Raw genomic sequence first — 14,805 nt, 5'->3', positions numbered from 1 at the left:
GACCGGTACCCCCGCTCCTGACGCCCCGCACGGAACCGTGCGGGAACCGTGCGCGCCGCTGCCCCGTCCCACCCTTGTCCCCGTTCCGGGGGCGGACGGACAGGCCGGGCAACGGCGTGTGACGGCAATGCAGGCGAAGGAGCGATCCGGTGAGCACCGAGCGACCCGACAACGACGTGACCGGCCCCCGGCGGCGTTCGCCGCTCGCCGTGGCCTCGGTGGCGGCAGCCGTACTGCTGGCCGGTGGCGGCGGCGCGTACTGGGCGGCGACCGCGGCGGACGGTGACGGCAGGTCCGGCGGCAGCGCGGACAGCGGCGGGCGGCGCACCCCGCCCCCGCTGGCCCTGGACGGGCAGGCAGGCACTCCGACGGCGCCCGAGGCGCCCACCCGGGGCATCGCGCCGGGCGAGCCCGACCCGAACGGCGGCCGGGTGGTCTACCGCGTCTCCGGCGAGCTGCCCGAGGGGCCGCGCACGGCCGCGGTGCAGCGCCCCGTGGGGACCGTCTCCGCGGCCGAGGTGGCCCGGCTGGCGAAGGCGCTGGGCCTTGCGGGCACGCCGCAGGCGGAGGGCACGTACTGGAAGGTGGGATCCGACGGCGACGGTTCGGGCCCGGTCCTGCGGGTGGACAAGCAGGCCCCGGGCACCTGGAGCTTCGCCCGGTACGGCTCCGGCGGCACGGACAACTGCCCGAAGAAGGCGGTCTGTTCGGGCGGTGACGCGGCTCCGGGCGACAGCGGCTCCCCGGTGGGCGAGAGCGCCGCGAGGGCCGCCGCGGCACCGGTGCTGAAGGCGGCGGGGCAGGACGGCGCCGTGCTGGATTCCCGTCAACTCATGGGTTCGGTACGGGTGGTGAACGCGAACCCGAAGGTGGACGGCCTCCCCACGTACGGCTGGTCGACCGGGATCCAGGTGGGCCCGGACGGTGAAGTGGTCGGCGGCAGCGGGCAGTTGAAGGGGTTGGAGAAGGGCGACAGCTATCCGGTGATCAGCGCCGCCGAGGCGCTGAAGCAGCTGAACGCTTCGGCGCCCGGCGCCCGGGCACGCGCGGACATCGGCGGATGTGCCGCCCCCGTACCGCTGGACGAAGGCCGAAAGACGCCGAAGGTCCACTGCGGGACGCTGACCGGCGCGGAGCGGCCGACGACGACGGTGACGGTCGACAAGGCGGTGTTCGGCCTGGCGGCGCAGTACGTGGCGGGCAAGCAGACGCTCGTCCCGTCCTGGCTCTTCTCCGTGCGGCCGGCCGCCGGCGGCCGGGGCACCACGGTCTCCCAGGTCGCCGTGGCTCCCTCGTACCTGGCGAAGGACGCGCCCTCGACGACCGCCCCGCCCACACCGGCCCCCACGACTCCCCCGGGCGACGCGGAGAGGTCCGGGCCGCAGCCGCTGTCGTACCGCGCCGACGGGCGGACCCTGTCGGTGACGTTCTGGGGCGGGGCGTGCAGTACCTACACCGCGAGCGCGACCGAGGGCCCGGACCGGGTGACCGTGAGGGTGACGGAGTCGAAGCAGCCCGGGAAGAAGGTCTGCATCATGATCGCCAAGGAGCTGACCCGGACGGTGACGCTCGACGCGCCGCTCGGCGACCGGACGGTGGTCGACGCGGCGTCGGGCGGCGACGTGCCGCGCGGCTGAGCGCCGGCCCTCGGACACGACGACGGCGGCTGCCCGGATTCCGGGCCGCCGCCGTCGTGCCGTTCCGCTGCGCCGTTCCGCGTCGCGTTCAGGCGTACGCGCCGCCTTCGGGGCTCAGCCGCCTTCAGGGCTCAGCTGAAGGAGTCACCGCAGGCGCAGGAGCCCGTGGCGTTGGGGTTGTCGATCGTGAAGCCCTGCTTCTCGATGGTGTCGACGAAGTCGATGGAGGCGCCACCCAGGTACGGAGCGCTCATCCGGTCGGTGACGACCTTGACGCCGTCGAAGTCCTTCACGACGTCACCGTCGAGCGAACGCTCGTCGAAGAAGAGCTGGTAGCGCAGGCCCGAGCAGCCGCCGGGCTGGACGGCGACGCGCAGCGCCAGGTCGTCACGGCCTTCCTGCTCCAGCAGGCCCTTGACCTTGGCTGCGGCGGCGTCGGACAGGAGGATGCCGTCGCTCACGGTGGTGGTCTCGTCCGATACGGACATCTGCTTCTCTCCCGGGTTGTACGGAGACTGCTTGCCGACGTTGCAACCGTCGGGACCGCGGATTCATTCCGGGCCGAGCGCTTGCCTGTTCCATTCATGCTCGCACACCGGTCGGCCGGGGGGATGCGTCACATCGACACTATGGCCATCGTCAAAGTGACGTGAACCGGATATCATAGATAGCGTCAATTAGACGAAAAGGCTTCGCGGAAGCTTTTCGCAGAAGCTTTCAGCAGAGAAGAAAGGGTGCGTGACGTGACCACGGCCCACCCCGTCCAGGATCTCGACGTCCAGCCGACGCCCCTCGCCCTGCTCCTGCTCGGCCGTGAGGCCGACCCGAGGAGCGAGCGTGGCGTCGAGTGCCCCGGCGACCTGCCATCCCCGTCCGACCCGGACCTGGTGGAGCGTGCCCGCGCGGCCAAGGAGAAGCTCGGGGACAAGGTGTTCGTCCTCGGCCACCACTACCAGCGCGACGAGGTCATCCAGTTCGCCGATGTCACCGGCGACTCCTTCAAGCTCGCCCGGGACGCGGCAGCGCGGCCGGAGGCCGAGTACATCGTCTTCTGCGGTGTGCACTTCATGGCCGAGTCCGCGGACATCCTGACCACCGACGACCAGAAGGTCGTGCTGCCGGACCTGGCCGCGGGCTGCTCCATGGCCGACATGGCCACCGCCGAGCAGGTCGCCGAGTGCTGGGACGTGCTGACCGAGGCCGGGGTCGCCGAGCAGGTCGTGCCGGTCTCGTACATGAACTCCTCCGCCGACATCAAGGCCTTCACCGGCAGGCACGGCGGCACGATCTGCACCTCGTCCAACGCGAAGCGGGCGCTGGAGTGGGCCTTCGAGCAGGGCGAGAAGATCCTCTTCCTGCCCGACCAGCACCTGGGCCGGAACACCGCGGTCCGGGACATGGGGATGTCGCTGGAGGACTGCGTCCTCTACAACCCGCACAAGCCGAACGGCGGTCTGACCGCCGAGGAGCTGCGGAACGCGAAGATGATCCTGTGGCGCGGGCACTGCTCGGTGCACGGCCGCTTCTCGGTCGAGTCCGTCAACGACGTCCGTGAGCGGATACCGGGCGTCAACGTCCTGGTCCACCCCGAGTGCAAGCACGAGGTCGTGGCGGCGGCGGACCACGTCGGCTCGACGGAGTACATCATCAAGGCCCTGGAGGCGGCCCCGGCCGGCTCGAAGTGGGCGATCGGCACCGAGCTGAACCTGGTGCGCCGGCTGGCCAACCGGTTCGCGGCCGAGGACAAGGAGATCGTCTTCCTCGACAAGACGGTCTGCTTCTGCTCGACGATGAACCGCATCGACCTGCCGCACCTGGTGTGGGCGCTGGAGTCGCTCGCCGAGGGCAACCTGGTCAACCGGATCGAGGTCGACCCGGAGACGGAGAAGTACGCCAAGCTCGCGCTGGAGCGGATGCTGGCGCTGCCGTAGGGGCGGCGTGCACGGCAGGAGGCCCCGGCACCGTGGGAGAACGGTGCCGGGGCCTCCTGTGCTGTTCTTCTCTGTGCGTTACGCCTTCGCGGGCTCCGGCTCCTCGGAGGCGCTCTCCTCCGAGAGGGCCTGAGCGGACCGGCCCTCCTTCTCCGCCCGCTTGAGCGCCTTCTTCTTCGCGCGGCGCTCCTTGCGGAGCTCCACCATCGCGTAGAGCGTGGGCACCAGGAGGAGCGTGAGCAGCGTCGAGGTGACCAGGCCGCCGATCACGACCACCGCGAGCGGCTGCGAGATGAAGCCGCCCTCGCCGGTGACGCCGAGTGCCATCGGGAGCAGGGCGAAGATCGTCGCGAGTGCGGTCATCAGGATCGGGCGCAGACGGTGACGGCCGCCCTCGATGACCGCCTCGACGACGCCCATGCCCTGCCTGCGGTACTGGTTGATCAGGTCGATCAGAACGATCGCGTTGGTCACCACGATGCCGATCAGCATCAGCATGCCGATCATCGCCGCGATGCCCATCGGGGTGCCGGTGATGACGAGCAGGCCGATGGCGCCCGTCGCCGCGAACGGGATGGAGACCAGCAGGATCAGCGGCTGGACGAGCGACCGGAAGGTGGCGACCAGCAGCATGAAGACGATCGAGATCGCCGCCAGCATGGCCAGCGCCAGCTTCACGAACGCGTCGGCCTGGTCCTCGGTGACGCCGCCGATGGTGGCGGTGGCGCCGTCCGGGAGGTCCAGTTCCTTGATCGCGTTCTGGAGGTCGGTGCCGACCGCGCCGGTGTCGTCGCCGAGAGGCTTGGCGGTGATCGTCGCGGCGCGCTGGCCGTCGATCCGGGTCATGGAGACCGGTCCGGGGACCAGTTCGACATCGGCGATCTGTCCGAGCTCGACCTGGCCGAGGCGCAGGTTCTTCAGCTCGGCCATGGTGGTGGCCGGGTGGGCGGACTTGATGACGACGTCCCGCTCGGTGTCGTCCATGATCGCCTTGCCGGACGGGGTGCCGCGCACCGCTCCGGCGACGGCCGCGCCGAGCGCGGTCTGGTCGAAGCCGGCCTCCGCGGCCTTGGGCGTGGCCTTGACCGAGATCCGCGGGACGCTCTGTGCGAGGTCGCTCTGGACGTCGGAGACGTTCTTGAGCTCGGCCACCTCGGCGCGCACCTTTTCGGACGCCTGCTTGAGCACGTCCGCGTCGGCGGCCTTGACCACGACGCTGAGGTCCTGGCTGCCGAAGCCGTCTCCCCCGGAGAGGGTGGTGTCACCGATGCCGTCGAGCTTGCCCAGGGCCTCCTCGATGCGCTTCTGGGCGGCGTCGTAGTCGGACGAGTCCTTCAGGGTTACCTGGTAGGAGGCCTGGTTGGCGCCTGTGCCGCCGCCGAAGGCCGCCATGAAGCCGGAGGAGCCGACGGTGACCTGGTAGTCCTTGACGCCCTTGTCGTCGGCGAGGACCTTCTCCACCTTCCTGGCCGCTTCGTCGGCGGCCGCCAGGCTGGTGCCCGGGGTGAGCTCCTGCTTGATGGAGAGGACTTCCTGCTCGCCCTGGTCGAAGAAGGTGGTCTTCAGCAGCGGGGCCATGCCGAAGGTGCCGAGGAGCACGACGACGGCGATGACGACACTGGTGACGCGGCGCCGGGTGGCGAAGCGCAGCACCGGGACGTACAGCCGCTGGAGCCGGCTGCGGGCCTCCTGCTCCTCGGCCTTGCGACGGGCCTCGTCCGGGTCCTGCGTCGCGCCCTTGGGGGCGCGCAGGAACCAGTACGACAGGACGGGGACGACGGTCAGCGAGACCAGCAGGGACGCCAGCAGGGCCGCGGTGACGGTCAGCGAGAAGGAGCCGAAGAGCTCTCCGACCATGCCGCCGACGAGTCCGATCGGCAGGAAGACGGCGACCGTGGTGAGGGTCGAGGAGGTGACCGCGCCGGCCACTTCCTTCACCGCGGTGATGATCGCCGAATGGCGCTCCTCGCCGTAGCCGAGGTGACGCTTGATGTTCTCCAGGACCACGATCGAGTCGTCGACGACACGGCCGATCGCGATGGTCAGCGCGCCCAGCGTCAGCATGTTGAGCGAGAGGTCACGGGTCCAGAGCACGATCAGCGCGAGGACCACGGAGAGCGGGATGGAGACCGCGGTGACCAGGGTCGAGCGCAGCGAAGCGAGGAAGACCAGGATCACGATGACGGCGAAGAGCAGACCGAGCGCGCCCTCGGTGGTCAGTCCGGAGATCGCCTTGGAGACGGCGGGGCCCTGGTCGGAGACGACGGTCAGCTCGGCGCCGGCGCCGAGGTCCTTGCGGAGGTCGGGGAGCTTGTCCTTGACCGCGTCCGAGATGGCGACGGCGCTGCCGTCCTTGTCCATCGTGGCCATCACGGCGAGGCTCGGCTTGCCGTTGGTACGGGTGATGGAGACCGCGGTGGACGGCTCCTGCTTCACCGTGGCGACGTCACCGACGCGGACCGGCCGGCCGGGCTTGCCCGTGGCCGGGTCCTGGCCGGCGACCCTCAGGTCCTCGATCTGCTTCAGGGAGGTGAAGGCGCCGCCGACCTGGACGGTGCGGCTCTTGCCCGACTCGGAGAAGGAACCGGCGGGTACGGTCGCGCCGCCCGCCTGGAGCGCCTGGGAGAGCGTCATGGCGTTCAGCCCCGCGTCGGCGAGCTTCTTGTCGTCGGGGGTGATGGAGACCTGGAGGTCCTGCACGCCGTCGACGGTGACCTGGCCGACGCCGCTGATGTCCTCCAGGGCGGGGACGACCGTGCGCTCCAGCTGGTCGGCGAGCGCCTGCTGGTCCTTGTCGGAGGTGACGGCGAGGACGACGGCCGGGATGTCGTCGGTCGAGCCGGCGATGACCTGCGGGTCGACGTCGTCGGGAAGCTGGGCGCGGGCGCGGTTCACCGCCTGCTGGATGTCGGCGACGAGCTGCTTGGTGCCCTCGCTGCCGAAGTCGAAGGTCGCCATGATGACGGCGCTGCCCTCGCTGGCGGTCGAGGTGATGCCGGTGACGCCGTCGACGGCCTTGACGGAGTTCTCGATCGGTTCGACGACCTGCTTCTCGACCACATCGGGGGACGCACCCTGATAGGGGGCGATGACCGACACCATCGGGAGTTCGATGGTGGGCAGCAGCTGCTGCTTGAGCTGCGGGATCGCAATCGCTCCGAACACGAGCGCGACGATCGAGATCAGTCCGATCAGGGCCCGTTGCGCGAGGCTGAATCTGGACAGCCAGGACATGGGTGGGTCTCTCTTCTGTGGCTTACGCGGCAGGTGGGCGGGTGACTCGGAAAGAGACCCGGCCCAGCTACACGATCGCCGACCCGCGAGGGCAAAAGCGTCGGCCCCCGGGTTGCTTTCTTATGCCGCGCATACCGCAGGTGGAGTACGCCGTTTCTCCACCCGTCACTCCACCCTGGGGCGCACCAGGCCGGATTCGTAGGCAATTACCACCAATTGGGCCCGGTCCCTGGCACCCAGCTTCGCCATCGCCCTGTTCACATGGGTCTTGACGGTGAGCGGGCTGACGACGAGCCGCTCGGCGATCTCGTCGTTGGAGTGGCCGCCGGCCACCAGCACGAGCACCTCGCGCTCGCGGCCGGTGAGCGCGTCGAGCCGCTCGGAGTACTCCGCGGCGCTCGGCCCGTCGCCCTCCGAACTGCCGCCCTGCGCAAGGAAAGTGGCGATCAGACCCTTGGTCGCGGCGGGTGAGAGCAGCGCCTCGCCGCCCGCGGCGACGCGGATGGCGTTGAGCAGTTCCTCCGGTTCCGCCCCCTTGCCGAGGAAACCGGACGCCCCGGCCCGCAGCGACTGCACCACGTACTCGTCCACCTCGAAGGTGGTGAGCATGACGACCCGTACATCGGCCAGCTCCGGATCGGCGCTGATCATGCGGGTCGCGGTGAGTCCGTCCGTGCCCGGCATCCGGATGTCCATCAGCACCACGTCGGCGCGGGTCGAGCGGGCGAGTTCCACCGCCTGCGCACCGTCCGCCGCCTCGCCGACCACCTCCATGTCGGCCTCCGAGTCGACCAGGACCCGGAACGCGCTGCGCAGCAGCGCCTGGTCGTCGACGAGCAGCACCTTGATGGGCGGTGTCATGCGCTCTCCCCCCGCCGTCATGCCTTCTCCCCCGCCGTCATGCTCGCTCCCCCGCCGTCATGTGTTCTCCCCCGTCCGGCCCGCCGCGCCCGGTCACCCGGACTCCGCCGTGCGGGCCTCGACGGGCAGGATCGCATGGACCCGGAATCCGCCGCCGTAGCGGGGCCCGGCGGTCAGGGTGCCGCCCAGCGCGGTGACGCGTTCGCGCATTCCGAGCAGGCCGTGGCCGCCGCCGTCGCCGTCGCCGCCCCCGCCGGAGCCGTTGTCGATCACGGTGATCTCGGCGGTCCTCCCGACCCGTACGACACTCACCTCGGCCTTCGCCCCGGGGCCCGCGTGCTTGCGGACGTTGGTCAGCGCCTCCTGGATGACCCGGTACGCGGCCAGGTCGACGGCCGCGGGCAGCGGGGGCCGCCGGTCGGTGCAGGCCAGCTCGACGGGGAGCCCGGCCCGGCGGACGGTGTCGACCAGTTCGTCCAGCACGGCGAGGCCCGGGGCGGGTTCGGTCGGCGCCGCCGGGTCGCCGGACTGGCGCAGCAGCCCGACGGTGGCCCGCAGTTCGTCGAGCGCGGAACGGCTGGCCTCCCGGACGTGGGCCAGCGCCTCCTTGGCCTGGTCGGGGCGCCTGTCCATGACGTGGGCGGCCACCCCGGCCTGCACGTTGACCAGCGCGATGTGGTGGGCGACGACGTCGTGGAGTTCGCGGGCGATCCGCAGCCGCTCCTCGGCGACCCGCCGCCGGGCCTCCTCGTCGCGGGTGCGTTCGGCTCGTTCGGCCCGCTCCCTGATCGCGTCGACGAAGGCGCGCCGGGAACGGACGGCGTCCCCCGCGGCACCGGCCATGCCGGTCCAGGCGAAGACGCCGAAGTTCTCCTGGCTGTACCAGGGCGCCGGACCGCAGAGCATCGCCGCGGCCGTCAGCACGGCCACCGTCAGCAGGCCGACCCGCCAGGTGGTGGGCCGGTCGGTCCGGGCGGCGACGGTGTAGAGCGCGATGACGGTGCTCATGACCACGGGCGCGGGCGGATCGGACCCCACCAGCTCGACGACCGTCAGCCCGGCGGTGACCGCGAGCACCGCCATGGGACTGCGCCGCCGCCAGATGAGCGCCACCGCACCGGCCACCATCAGCAGCAGGCTGCTCACCGCGGGCGCGCGGGTCTCGAAGGAGCGCCCCTCCCCCGCGCCCGGGTGGACGAACGACCCGATGATCATGGCGACCAGGACGGCCAGGGCCAGCGCGGCGTCCAGCGCGAGGGGGTGGTCGCGCAGCCAGTGCCGGACGCGCAGAACCCCGGTTCCGAGGGTGGTCACGTCAAGCTACGTTACGGCGTGTCGCGCGGGAATCGGACCGGGTCCCGTTCGAAGGGGGCCGGACACGGCCGTGCCCCGTGTCCGGCGGACCGGACACGGGGCACGGGTTCGTGCGGGTGCTGGAGAAACGACCGGCGTCAGCCGGGAATCAGGCCCTCGTCGCGGAGCATGGCGCGCACCTCTTCGAGGGTCGCGTCGGGCGAGGGAAGGATCAGCTCGGACGGCTCCAGGGAATCGTCCGGCAACGCGGTGCCGAGCTCGCGCACCCTGGCCAGGAGCGCGTGGAGAGTCGCGCGGAAGCCGGGTCCGTCACCGCTCTCCATCTCGGCGAGCAGTTCGTCGTCGAGCCCGTCGAGCTCGGCGAGATGACTGTCGGCCAGTGCGACCTGGCCCTCCCCCATGATCCGTACGATCATGACGCCGCCTCAACTCTTGTCGAACCTGTGCGGGGACTGCGACGACTGCTGCTGGGCGGCGTCCTGCGGGCCGCCCTCGATCGCCTGCTGCGGGGTGGAGCCGCCGGCCAGCTCGGCCTTCATGCGCTGGAGCTCCAGCTCCACGTCCGAGCCGCCGGAGATCCGGTCCAGCTCGGCGGCGATGTCGTCCTTCGCCGTGCCGGTCGGGTCGTCCAGGGCGCCGGAGGCGAGCAGTTCGTCGATCGCGCCGGCCCGCGCCTGCAGCTGCTGGGTCTTGTCCTCGGCCCGCTGGATCGCCAGGCCGACGTCGCCCATCTCCTCGGAGATCCCGGAGAAGGCCTCGCCGATCCGGGTCTGCGCCTGGGCGGCGGTGTAGGTGGCCTTGATGGTCTCCTTCTTCGTACGGAAGGCATCGACCTTGGCCTGCAGCCGCTGCGCCGCGAGGGTGAGCTTCTCCTCCTCGCCCTGCAGCGTGGTGTGCTGCGTCTCCAGGTCGGTGACCTGCTGCTGGAGTGCGGCGCGCCGGGACAGCGCCTCGCGGGCCAGGTCCTCGCGGCCGAGCGCGAGCGCCTTGCGGCCCTGGTCCTCCAGCTTGGACGACTGTCCCTGCAGCTGGTTCAGCTGCAGCTCGAGCCGCTTGCGCGAGGTCGCCACATCGGCGACGCCGCGGCGTACCTTCTGAAGCAGTTCGAGCTGCTTCTGGTACGAGTAATCGAGGGTCTCGCGCGGATCCTCGGCCCGGTCAAGGGCCTTGTTTGCCTTCGCGCGGAAGATCATCCCCATACGCTTCATGACACCGCTCATGGGCTTCGCGCGCCCCCTTCTGACGGACTGAGCTCCAGCACTCCAACAGAACCCACAGTACGGGCCCTGCCTCTATTACCGCACTGTTCGAGCACGGATGTGCTCCTACCCAAGGACGACTGCACCAGGTCACCGCTCCGGCCCAGGGAGTAGGCGGAGGTCAGGGAGAGCCGGTGCCGCCGGGTGTGCCGGACACTGCGGTACACCGGCGAGGACGCAGGCCGTTGCCGGATCGTTCCCGACCGGCCTGGGGTCGCGGCGATCGAACCCGTACCCTTGGGCCTTGTGTTCCGTAGCCGTTCGAAGGAAGAGAAGGCGCCCACCGGCAAGGTGACGGCGGACCTCTCCAAGCAGCCCCGCGACCCGCAGGCCCCCAAGGGTCGCCCCACCCCCAAGCGCAGCGATGCCCAGTCGCAGCGCCGTCGTGCCTCCGGAGGCGCGCCGCTCGACCGCAAGGAGGCCATGAAGCGGCAGCGCGAAGCGCGCCGTGTGGACCTGGCCAAGCAGCGCGAGGCGCTCGCCAGTGGCGACGAGCGCTATCTGCCGGCGCGCGACAAGGGCCCGGTGCGGCGCTTCGTCCGCGACTACGTGGACTCGCGTTTCTGCATCGCGGAGTTCTTCCTGCCGCTCGCCGTGATCATTCTGATCCTCAGCGTGATCCAGGTGCAGAACATCCAGAACATCTCGCTGCTGCTCTGGCTCATCGTGATCGTGCTGATCGTCGTCGACTCGATCGGTCTCTCGTTCCGCCTCAAGAAGCAGCTCACCCAGCGTTTCCCCGATACGCCCAAGCGCGGCGCGGTCGCCTACGGCCTGATGCGCACGCTTCAGATGCGTCGCCTCCGGCTCCCGAAGCCGCAGGTCAAGCGGGGAGAGCGGCCCTGAGTACGCACATCTCCGGCCCGGCCGGCGGTCCGTCCGCCGGCCGGCCGGACGATGCGGTGGCCGTCACCGGGTTCTCCGGCGCCTCCTCGGTGTGGCTGAAGGGCCTGGGCGGTCTGCGCAACACCGTCCGCCAGGAGCTCGTGGCCCGGCAGCTCGACGAGCAGATAGCGGCGCGCTTCCCGGTCGGCCAGCGGCTGCGCGTGCTCGACGTGGGCATGGGCCAGGGCACCCAGGCGCTGCGCCTGGCGCGGGCCGGTCACACGGTGACGGGTCTGGAGTCCGACGCCGAGATGCTGCGGGTGGCCAAGGAGTCGCTCGGCAGCGAACCCGCGGGGATCCGCGAGCGGGTCCGGCTGATCGAGGGCAACGGCCTGGACACCGGGGTGCACTTCCTGCCCGGCAGTTTCGACGTGGTGCTGTGCCACGGTGTGCTGATGTATGTCCGGGACCCGGACGCGATGCTGGCGGGCCTGGCCCGGATGCTGGCCCCGGGCGGGCTGCTGTCGCTGGTGGTACGGAACGCGGACGCGCTGGCGATGCGCCCCGGGACCGCCGGGGAATGGAGCGCGGCGCTGGCCGCCTTCGACACGGACACGTACACCAACCGGCTGGGCCTGACCGTACGGGCCGACCGGCTGGAGGCCCTGACGTCCACGCTCGCCGGGATCGCGGCGCCGCTGCACGCCTGGTACGGGGTGCGCGTCTTCACGGACAACGTGAGCAACGACGTGGAGCTGCCGGCCGCCGCCGAGCTGGAGCAGGTGCTCGCCGCGGAGGACCGGGCCGGGCGGACGGATCCGTACCGCCGGGTGGCCGCACTGCTGCACCTGTGCGGAGTGCGGGGCTGAGCGGACACGGGAGCAGGCCGCCGGGGCTGCCCGGCGGCGCACCCCGCCCGGCCGAACCCGACAGGCCACCAACGGGGCCAAAAGCGATAATCCGGACATGGATGCATCCCACTTCCGCGGCCGTGCGCGCCGGCTGCTGCTGCCTCTGACCACAGGTGTCTGTGCGATCGCCCTGGTGAGCGGCTGCTCGGACGCCGCTTCCGATTCGCCGAGCACCGAACCCAGCAATTCGGCCTCCGCCACCCGGACCGCGGGCGATCTGCAGAGCGACTACCAGACCGTGATCAAGAACGTGCTGCCGTCGGTGGTGCAGATCCAGACCTCCGTGGGTCTGGGCTCCGGCATCGTCTACGACACCAAGGGCCATATCGTCACCAATGCCCATGTGGTCGGCAACGACAGGACGTTCAAGGTCACCGTCGCCACCGGCGAGAAGGTGCAGAAGGCCTCGCTGGTGGCCACCTATCCGGAGCAGGATCTGGCCGTCATCAGGCTCGACAGCGTGCCGGCCGGGCTGAAGCCGGCGAAGTTCGGCGACTCGGAGAAGGTCGAGGTGGGGCAGATCGTGCTGGCGATGGGCTCGCCGCTCGGCCTGTCCTCCAGCGTCACCCAGGGCATCGTCTCGGCGCTCGGCCGGACCGTCAGCGAGAGCCGCGCGGGCGGCGGCACCGGTGCCACGATCGCGAACATGGTGCAGACATCGGCCGCGATCAACCCGGGCAACAGCGGGGGCGCGCTGGTCAACCTGAACAGCGAGGTCATCGGCATCCCGACGCTGGCGGCGACCGACCCCGAGCTGGGCGGCAGCGCCGCGCCGGGCATCGGGTTCGCGATCCCCGTGTCGATGGTGAAGACGGTCGCCGACCAGATCATCAAGAGCGGCAGGGTCATCGACTCCGGCCGGGCGGCCCTGAACATCACCGGCCGCACGGTCGTCGACGACAACTACCAGCCGGCCGGGGTGGCGCTGGTCGACGTCACCAAGAACGGCGCCGCGGACAAGGCGGGGCTGCGGCCCGGCGACGTCATCACCGGGATCGACGACCAGCCGGTCACCACGATCACCTCCCTGTCGGAGGCGCTGGCCTCGGACAAGCCGGGCCAGAAGGTCACCGTGACCTATCTGCGCGACGGGGTGGAGACGACGGCGAAGGTCACCCTGGGCGAGATCTAGGGTCGTCCGTCCGGACCGGGCCGGATCAGGCAGAGGCACGCGAGCCCGGCACGGTCCGGACGAGAGGCCCCGGGAAAAGCGCCGCCGTACGGGCCGTGCTCACGCCCGTACGGCGGCGCCGCGCCGCCCGGGGCGGATCAGCCCTGGTCGGCCTGGAGGCTCATGGGGCCGTAGATCTTCGTCGAGTCGTCGAAGAGCGTCACCTGGTCCGCCCCGCCGTCGAGGAGTTCCTTCCAGTACTCACCGATCCAGGACTCCGCGTCGCCCTGGGTGGTGAATTCCTCCGGCTGCAGGGCCGGCTCCGTCTCCGTGCCGTCGGACTTCTCGAACCGCCACGTCCACGCCATGTCCGCCTCCTGGGTCGCTGTGCTGCCCCGCAGCCTAGTGCCTGAGTCCGGCACGGGGACCCGGTCCGGACGCCCCACGTCGCGCACCGGTTGCACGGACGCGGGAGGATCGGAACCGTGGAACTGACTCTGCTCGGCACCGGAGCCCCCGACGGGCTGCCGCGCCCCGAATGTCCCTGCGCCGCCTGCGCCGTCGCCCGCGGGGCGCGCTCGCGGGCGTCGACCGCGCTGCTGGTCGACGGCGCGCTGCTGCTCGATCTCACTCCGGGCGCCGTGTTCGCCGCGGCCCGTGCGGGGCACTCGCTCACCGGGGTGCGGCAGGTGCTGCTCACCCATCCGCACGACGGGCCCGCCGTGGAACTGCCCGCGGGGCTTCCCCCGGCGGGGCGGGTGCCGGACGGGCGGGAGCTGACGCTGATCAGCGGGCACCGGGTACGCGCCGTGCCGATGGACGCGCCGGGGACGGGGTACGAGGTCACGGGTCCGGCGGGCCCCCGGCTGCTGTACCTGCCGCCGGGGGCCGCGCCGGCCGGGCTCGCGGACCGGGTCGCGGAGCCTTACGACATGGTGGTCGGCGATGTGGTGGGGCGGCCGGACGCGGTGGCGCGGCTGCGGGCCGTGGCGGCGATCGGCCCGGACACCGAGGTCGTGGCCGTCCACCTGGACCATGACGCGCCGCCCGGCGCCGAGCTGGACCGCCGGCTCGCGGCGGCCGGCGCGCGGGCCGTGCCGGACGGGACGACGCTGGTGGTGGGCGAGTACCACGCGGCCCTGGAGGTGCCGCGGCGCACGCTGGTGACCGGCGGGGCCAGGTCGGGCAAGTCGGTGGAGGCCGAGCGGCGCCTGGAGACGTTTCCCGAGGTGGTGTACGTGGCGACCGGCGGCGGCAGGGAGGGGGACACCGAGTGGGCGGCCCGGATCGGCCTGCACCGGGAACGCAGACCGGCCGCCTGGCGCACCGAGGAGACCTGTGAGCTGGTGGAGCTGCTGGAGTCGGACGGGCCCCCGCTGCTGATCGACTGCCTGTCGCTGTGGCTGACCGACGCGATGGACCGGGTGGGCGCCTGGGACGACGCCGCGTGGGCGGGCGGCGGCGAGGAGGCCCTGCGGGAGCGGACCGCCGAGCTGGTGGCGGCGGTCCGCGGAACGCGCCGTACGGTCGTCGCCGTCACCAACGAGGCCGGTTCGGGCGTGGTGCCCGCGACGGCTGCCGGGCGGCGGTTCCGGGACGAGCTGGGCCGGCTGAACGCCGCGTTCGCCGACGAGTGCGAACAGGTGCTGCTGGTGGTGGCCGGGCAGGCGCTGACCCTGCGCGGCTGAGCGCCCGACCGGAGGCACACGGAGAACAGGAGGA

The 14,805-nt window shown here is 71.5% G+C and carries 13 protein-coding genes; 6 read left to right on the top strand and 7 right to left on the bottom strand.

What is annotated here, in order from left to right:
- Positions 1-149 precede the first annotated feature (149 nt).
- Entirely contained in the window at positions 150-1,637 is a 1,488-nt protein-coding gene (locus tag ACWCPY_RS04240) for a hypothetical protein (protein ID WP_451262776.1), read from the top strand.
- Positions 1,638-1,768: 131 nt separating this feature from the next.
- Here the strand turns inward: ACWCPY_RS04240 and ACWCPY_RS04235 are convergent, their stop codons facing one another.
- Positions 1,769-2,125, bottom strand: coding sequence for a HesB/IscA family protein (locus tag ACWCPY_RS04235; RefSeq protein WP_030933606.1), 357 nt, complete (start codon positions 2,123-2,125; stop codon positions 1,769-1,771).
- A 246-nt stretch (positions 2,126-2,371) separates the two neighbouring features.
- Here ACWCPY_RS04235 and nadA point away from each other — a divergent pair, with 246 nt between their 5' ends.
- A complete protein-coding gene (gene nadA, locus ACWCPY_RS04230; protein WP_451262775.1) occupies positions 2,372-3,568 on the top strand; it encodes a quinolinate synthase NadA in 1,197 nt (398 codons plus the stop codon).
- A gap of 78 nt (positions 3,569-3,646) precedes the next feature.
- Here nadA and ACWCPY_RS04225 read toward each other — a convergent pair whose 3' ends face one another.
- The 5 genes from ACWCPY_RS04225 to ACWCPY_RS04205 form a co-directional block, all read right to left on the bottom strand.
- Positions 3,647-6,802: an efflux RND transporter permease subunit gene (locus tag ACWCPY_RS04225; RefSeq protein ID WP_451262774.1), complete on the bottom strand. Its 3,156-nt coding sequence runs from the start codon at positions 6,800-6,802 to the stop codon at positions 3,647-3,649.
- 165 nt (positions 6,803-6,967) lie between these two features.
- Positions 6,968-7,663, bottom strand: a complete 696-nt coding sequence (locus tag ACWCPY_RS04220; RefSeq protein ID WP_451262773.1) for a response regulator — start codon at positions 7,661-7,663, stop codon at positions 6,968-6,970.
- 93 nt (positions 7,664-7,756) lie between these two features.
- Positions 7,757-8,977, bottom strand: a complete 1,221-nt coding sequence (locus ACWCPY_RS04215) for a sensor histidine kinase (protein WP_451262772.1) — start codon at positions 8,975-8,977, stop codon at positions 7,757-7,759.
- Between the two features lie 137 nt (positions 8,978-9,114).
- Positions 9,115-9,393 carry a PspA-associated protein PspAA gene (gene pspAA, locus ACWCPY_RS04210; protein WP_329813871.1) on the bottom strand — a complete coding sequence of 93 codons (279 nt, stop codon included), beginning with the start codon at positions 9,391-9,393 and terminating at the stop codon, positions 9,115-9,117.
- A 9-nt stretch (positions 9,394-9,402) separates the two neighbouring features.
- Positions 9,403-10,185 (bottom strand): PspA/IM30 family protein, encoded by a 783-nt coding sequence (locus tag ACWCPY_RS04205; protein WP_329813870.1) that lies wholly within the window; start codon positions 10,183-10,185, stop codon positions 9,403-9,405.
- Positions 10,186-10,482: 297 nt separating this feature from the next.
- On the opposite strand from ACWCPY_RS04205, the gene ACWCPY_RS04200 reads away from it, so the two are divergent.
- From ACWCPY_RS04200 to ACWCPY_RS04190, 3 genes are all read left to right on the top strand, one after another.
- Complete coding sequence (locus ACWCPY_RS04200; protein WP_451262771.1) at positions 10,483-11,082, top strand: DUF3043 domain-containing protein; 600 nt, start codon at positions 10,483-10,485, stop codon at positions 11,080-11,082.
- A gap of 113 nt (positions 11,083-11,195) precedes the next feature.
- Complete coding sequence (locus ACWCPY_RS04195) at positions 11,196-11,930, top strand: class I SAM-dependent methyltransferase (RefSeq protein ID WP_451262824.1); 735 nt, start codon at positions 11,196-11,198, stop codon at positions 11,928-11,930.
- Between the two features lie 97 nt (positions 11,931-12,027).
- A complete protein-coding gene (locus tag ACWCPY_RS04190) occupies positions 12,028-13,104 on the top strand; it encodes a S1C family serine protease (protein WP_451262770.1) in 1,077 nt (358 codons plus the stop codon).
- A 137-nt stretch (positions 13,105-13,241) separates the two neighbouring features.
- Here ACWCPY_RS04190 and ACWCPY_RS04185 read toward each other — a convergent pair whose 3' ends face one another.
- Positions 13,242-13,451: a hypothetical protein gene (locus ACWCPY_RS04185; protein WP_072483289.1), complete on the bottom strand. Its 210-nt coding sequence runs from the start codon at positions 13,449-13,451 to the stop codon at positions 13,242-13,244.
- A 117-nt stretch (positions 13,452-13,568) separates the two neighbouring features.
- Here ACWCPY_RS04185 and ACWCPY_RS04180 point away from each other — a divergent pair, with 117 nt between their 5' ends.
- Positions 13,569-14,771 carry a bifunctional adenosylcobinamide kinase/adenosylcobinamide-phosphate guanylyltransferase gene (locus tag ACWCPY_RS04180; protein ID WP_451262769.1) on the top strand — a complete coding sequence of 401 codons (1,203 nt, stop codon included), beginning with the start codon at positions 13,569-13,571 and terminating at the stop codon, positions 14,769-14,771.
- Positions 14,772-14,805 lie beyond the last annotated feature (34 nt).

It is taken from the genome of Streptomyces sp. NPDC002403 (genome assembly GCF_053593015.1).
This window is presented reverse-complemented; position numbering and strand designations above follow the sequence as displayed.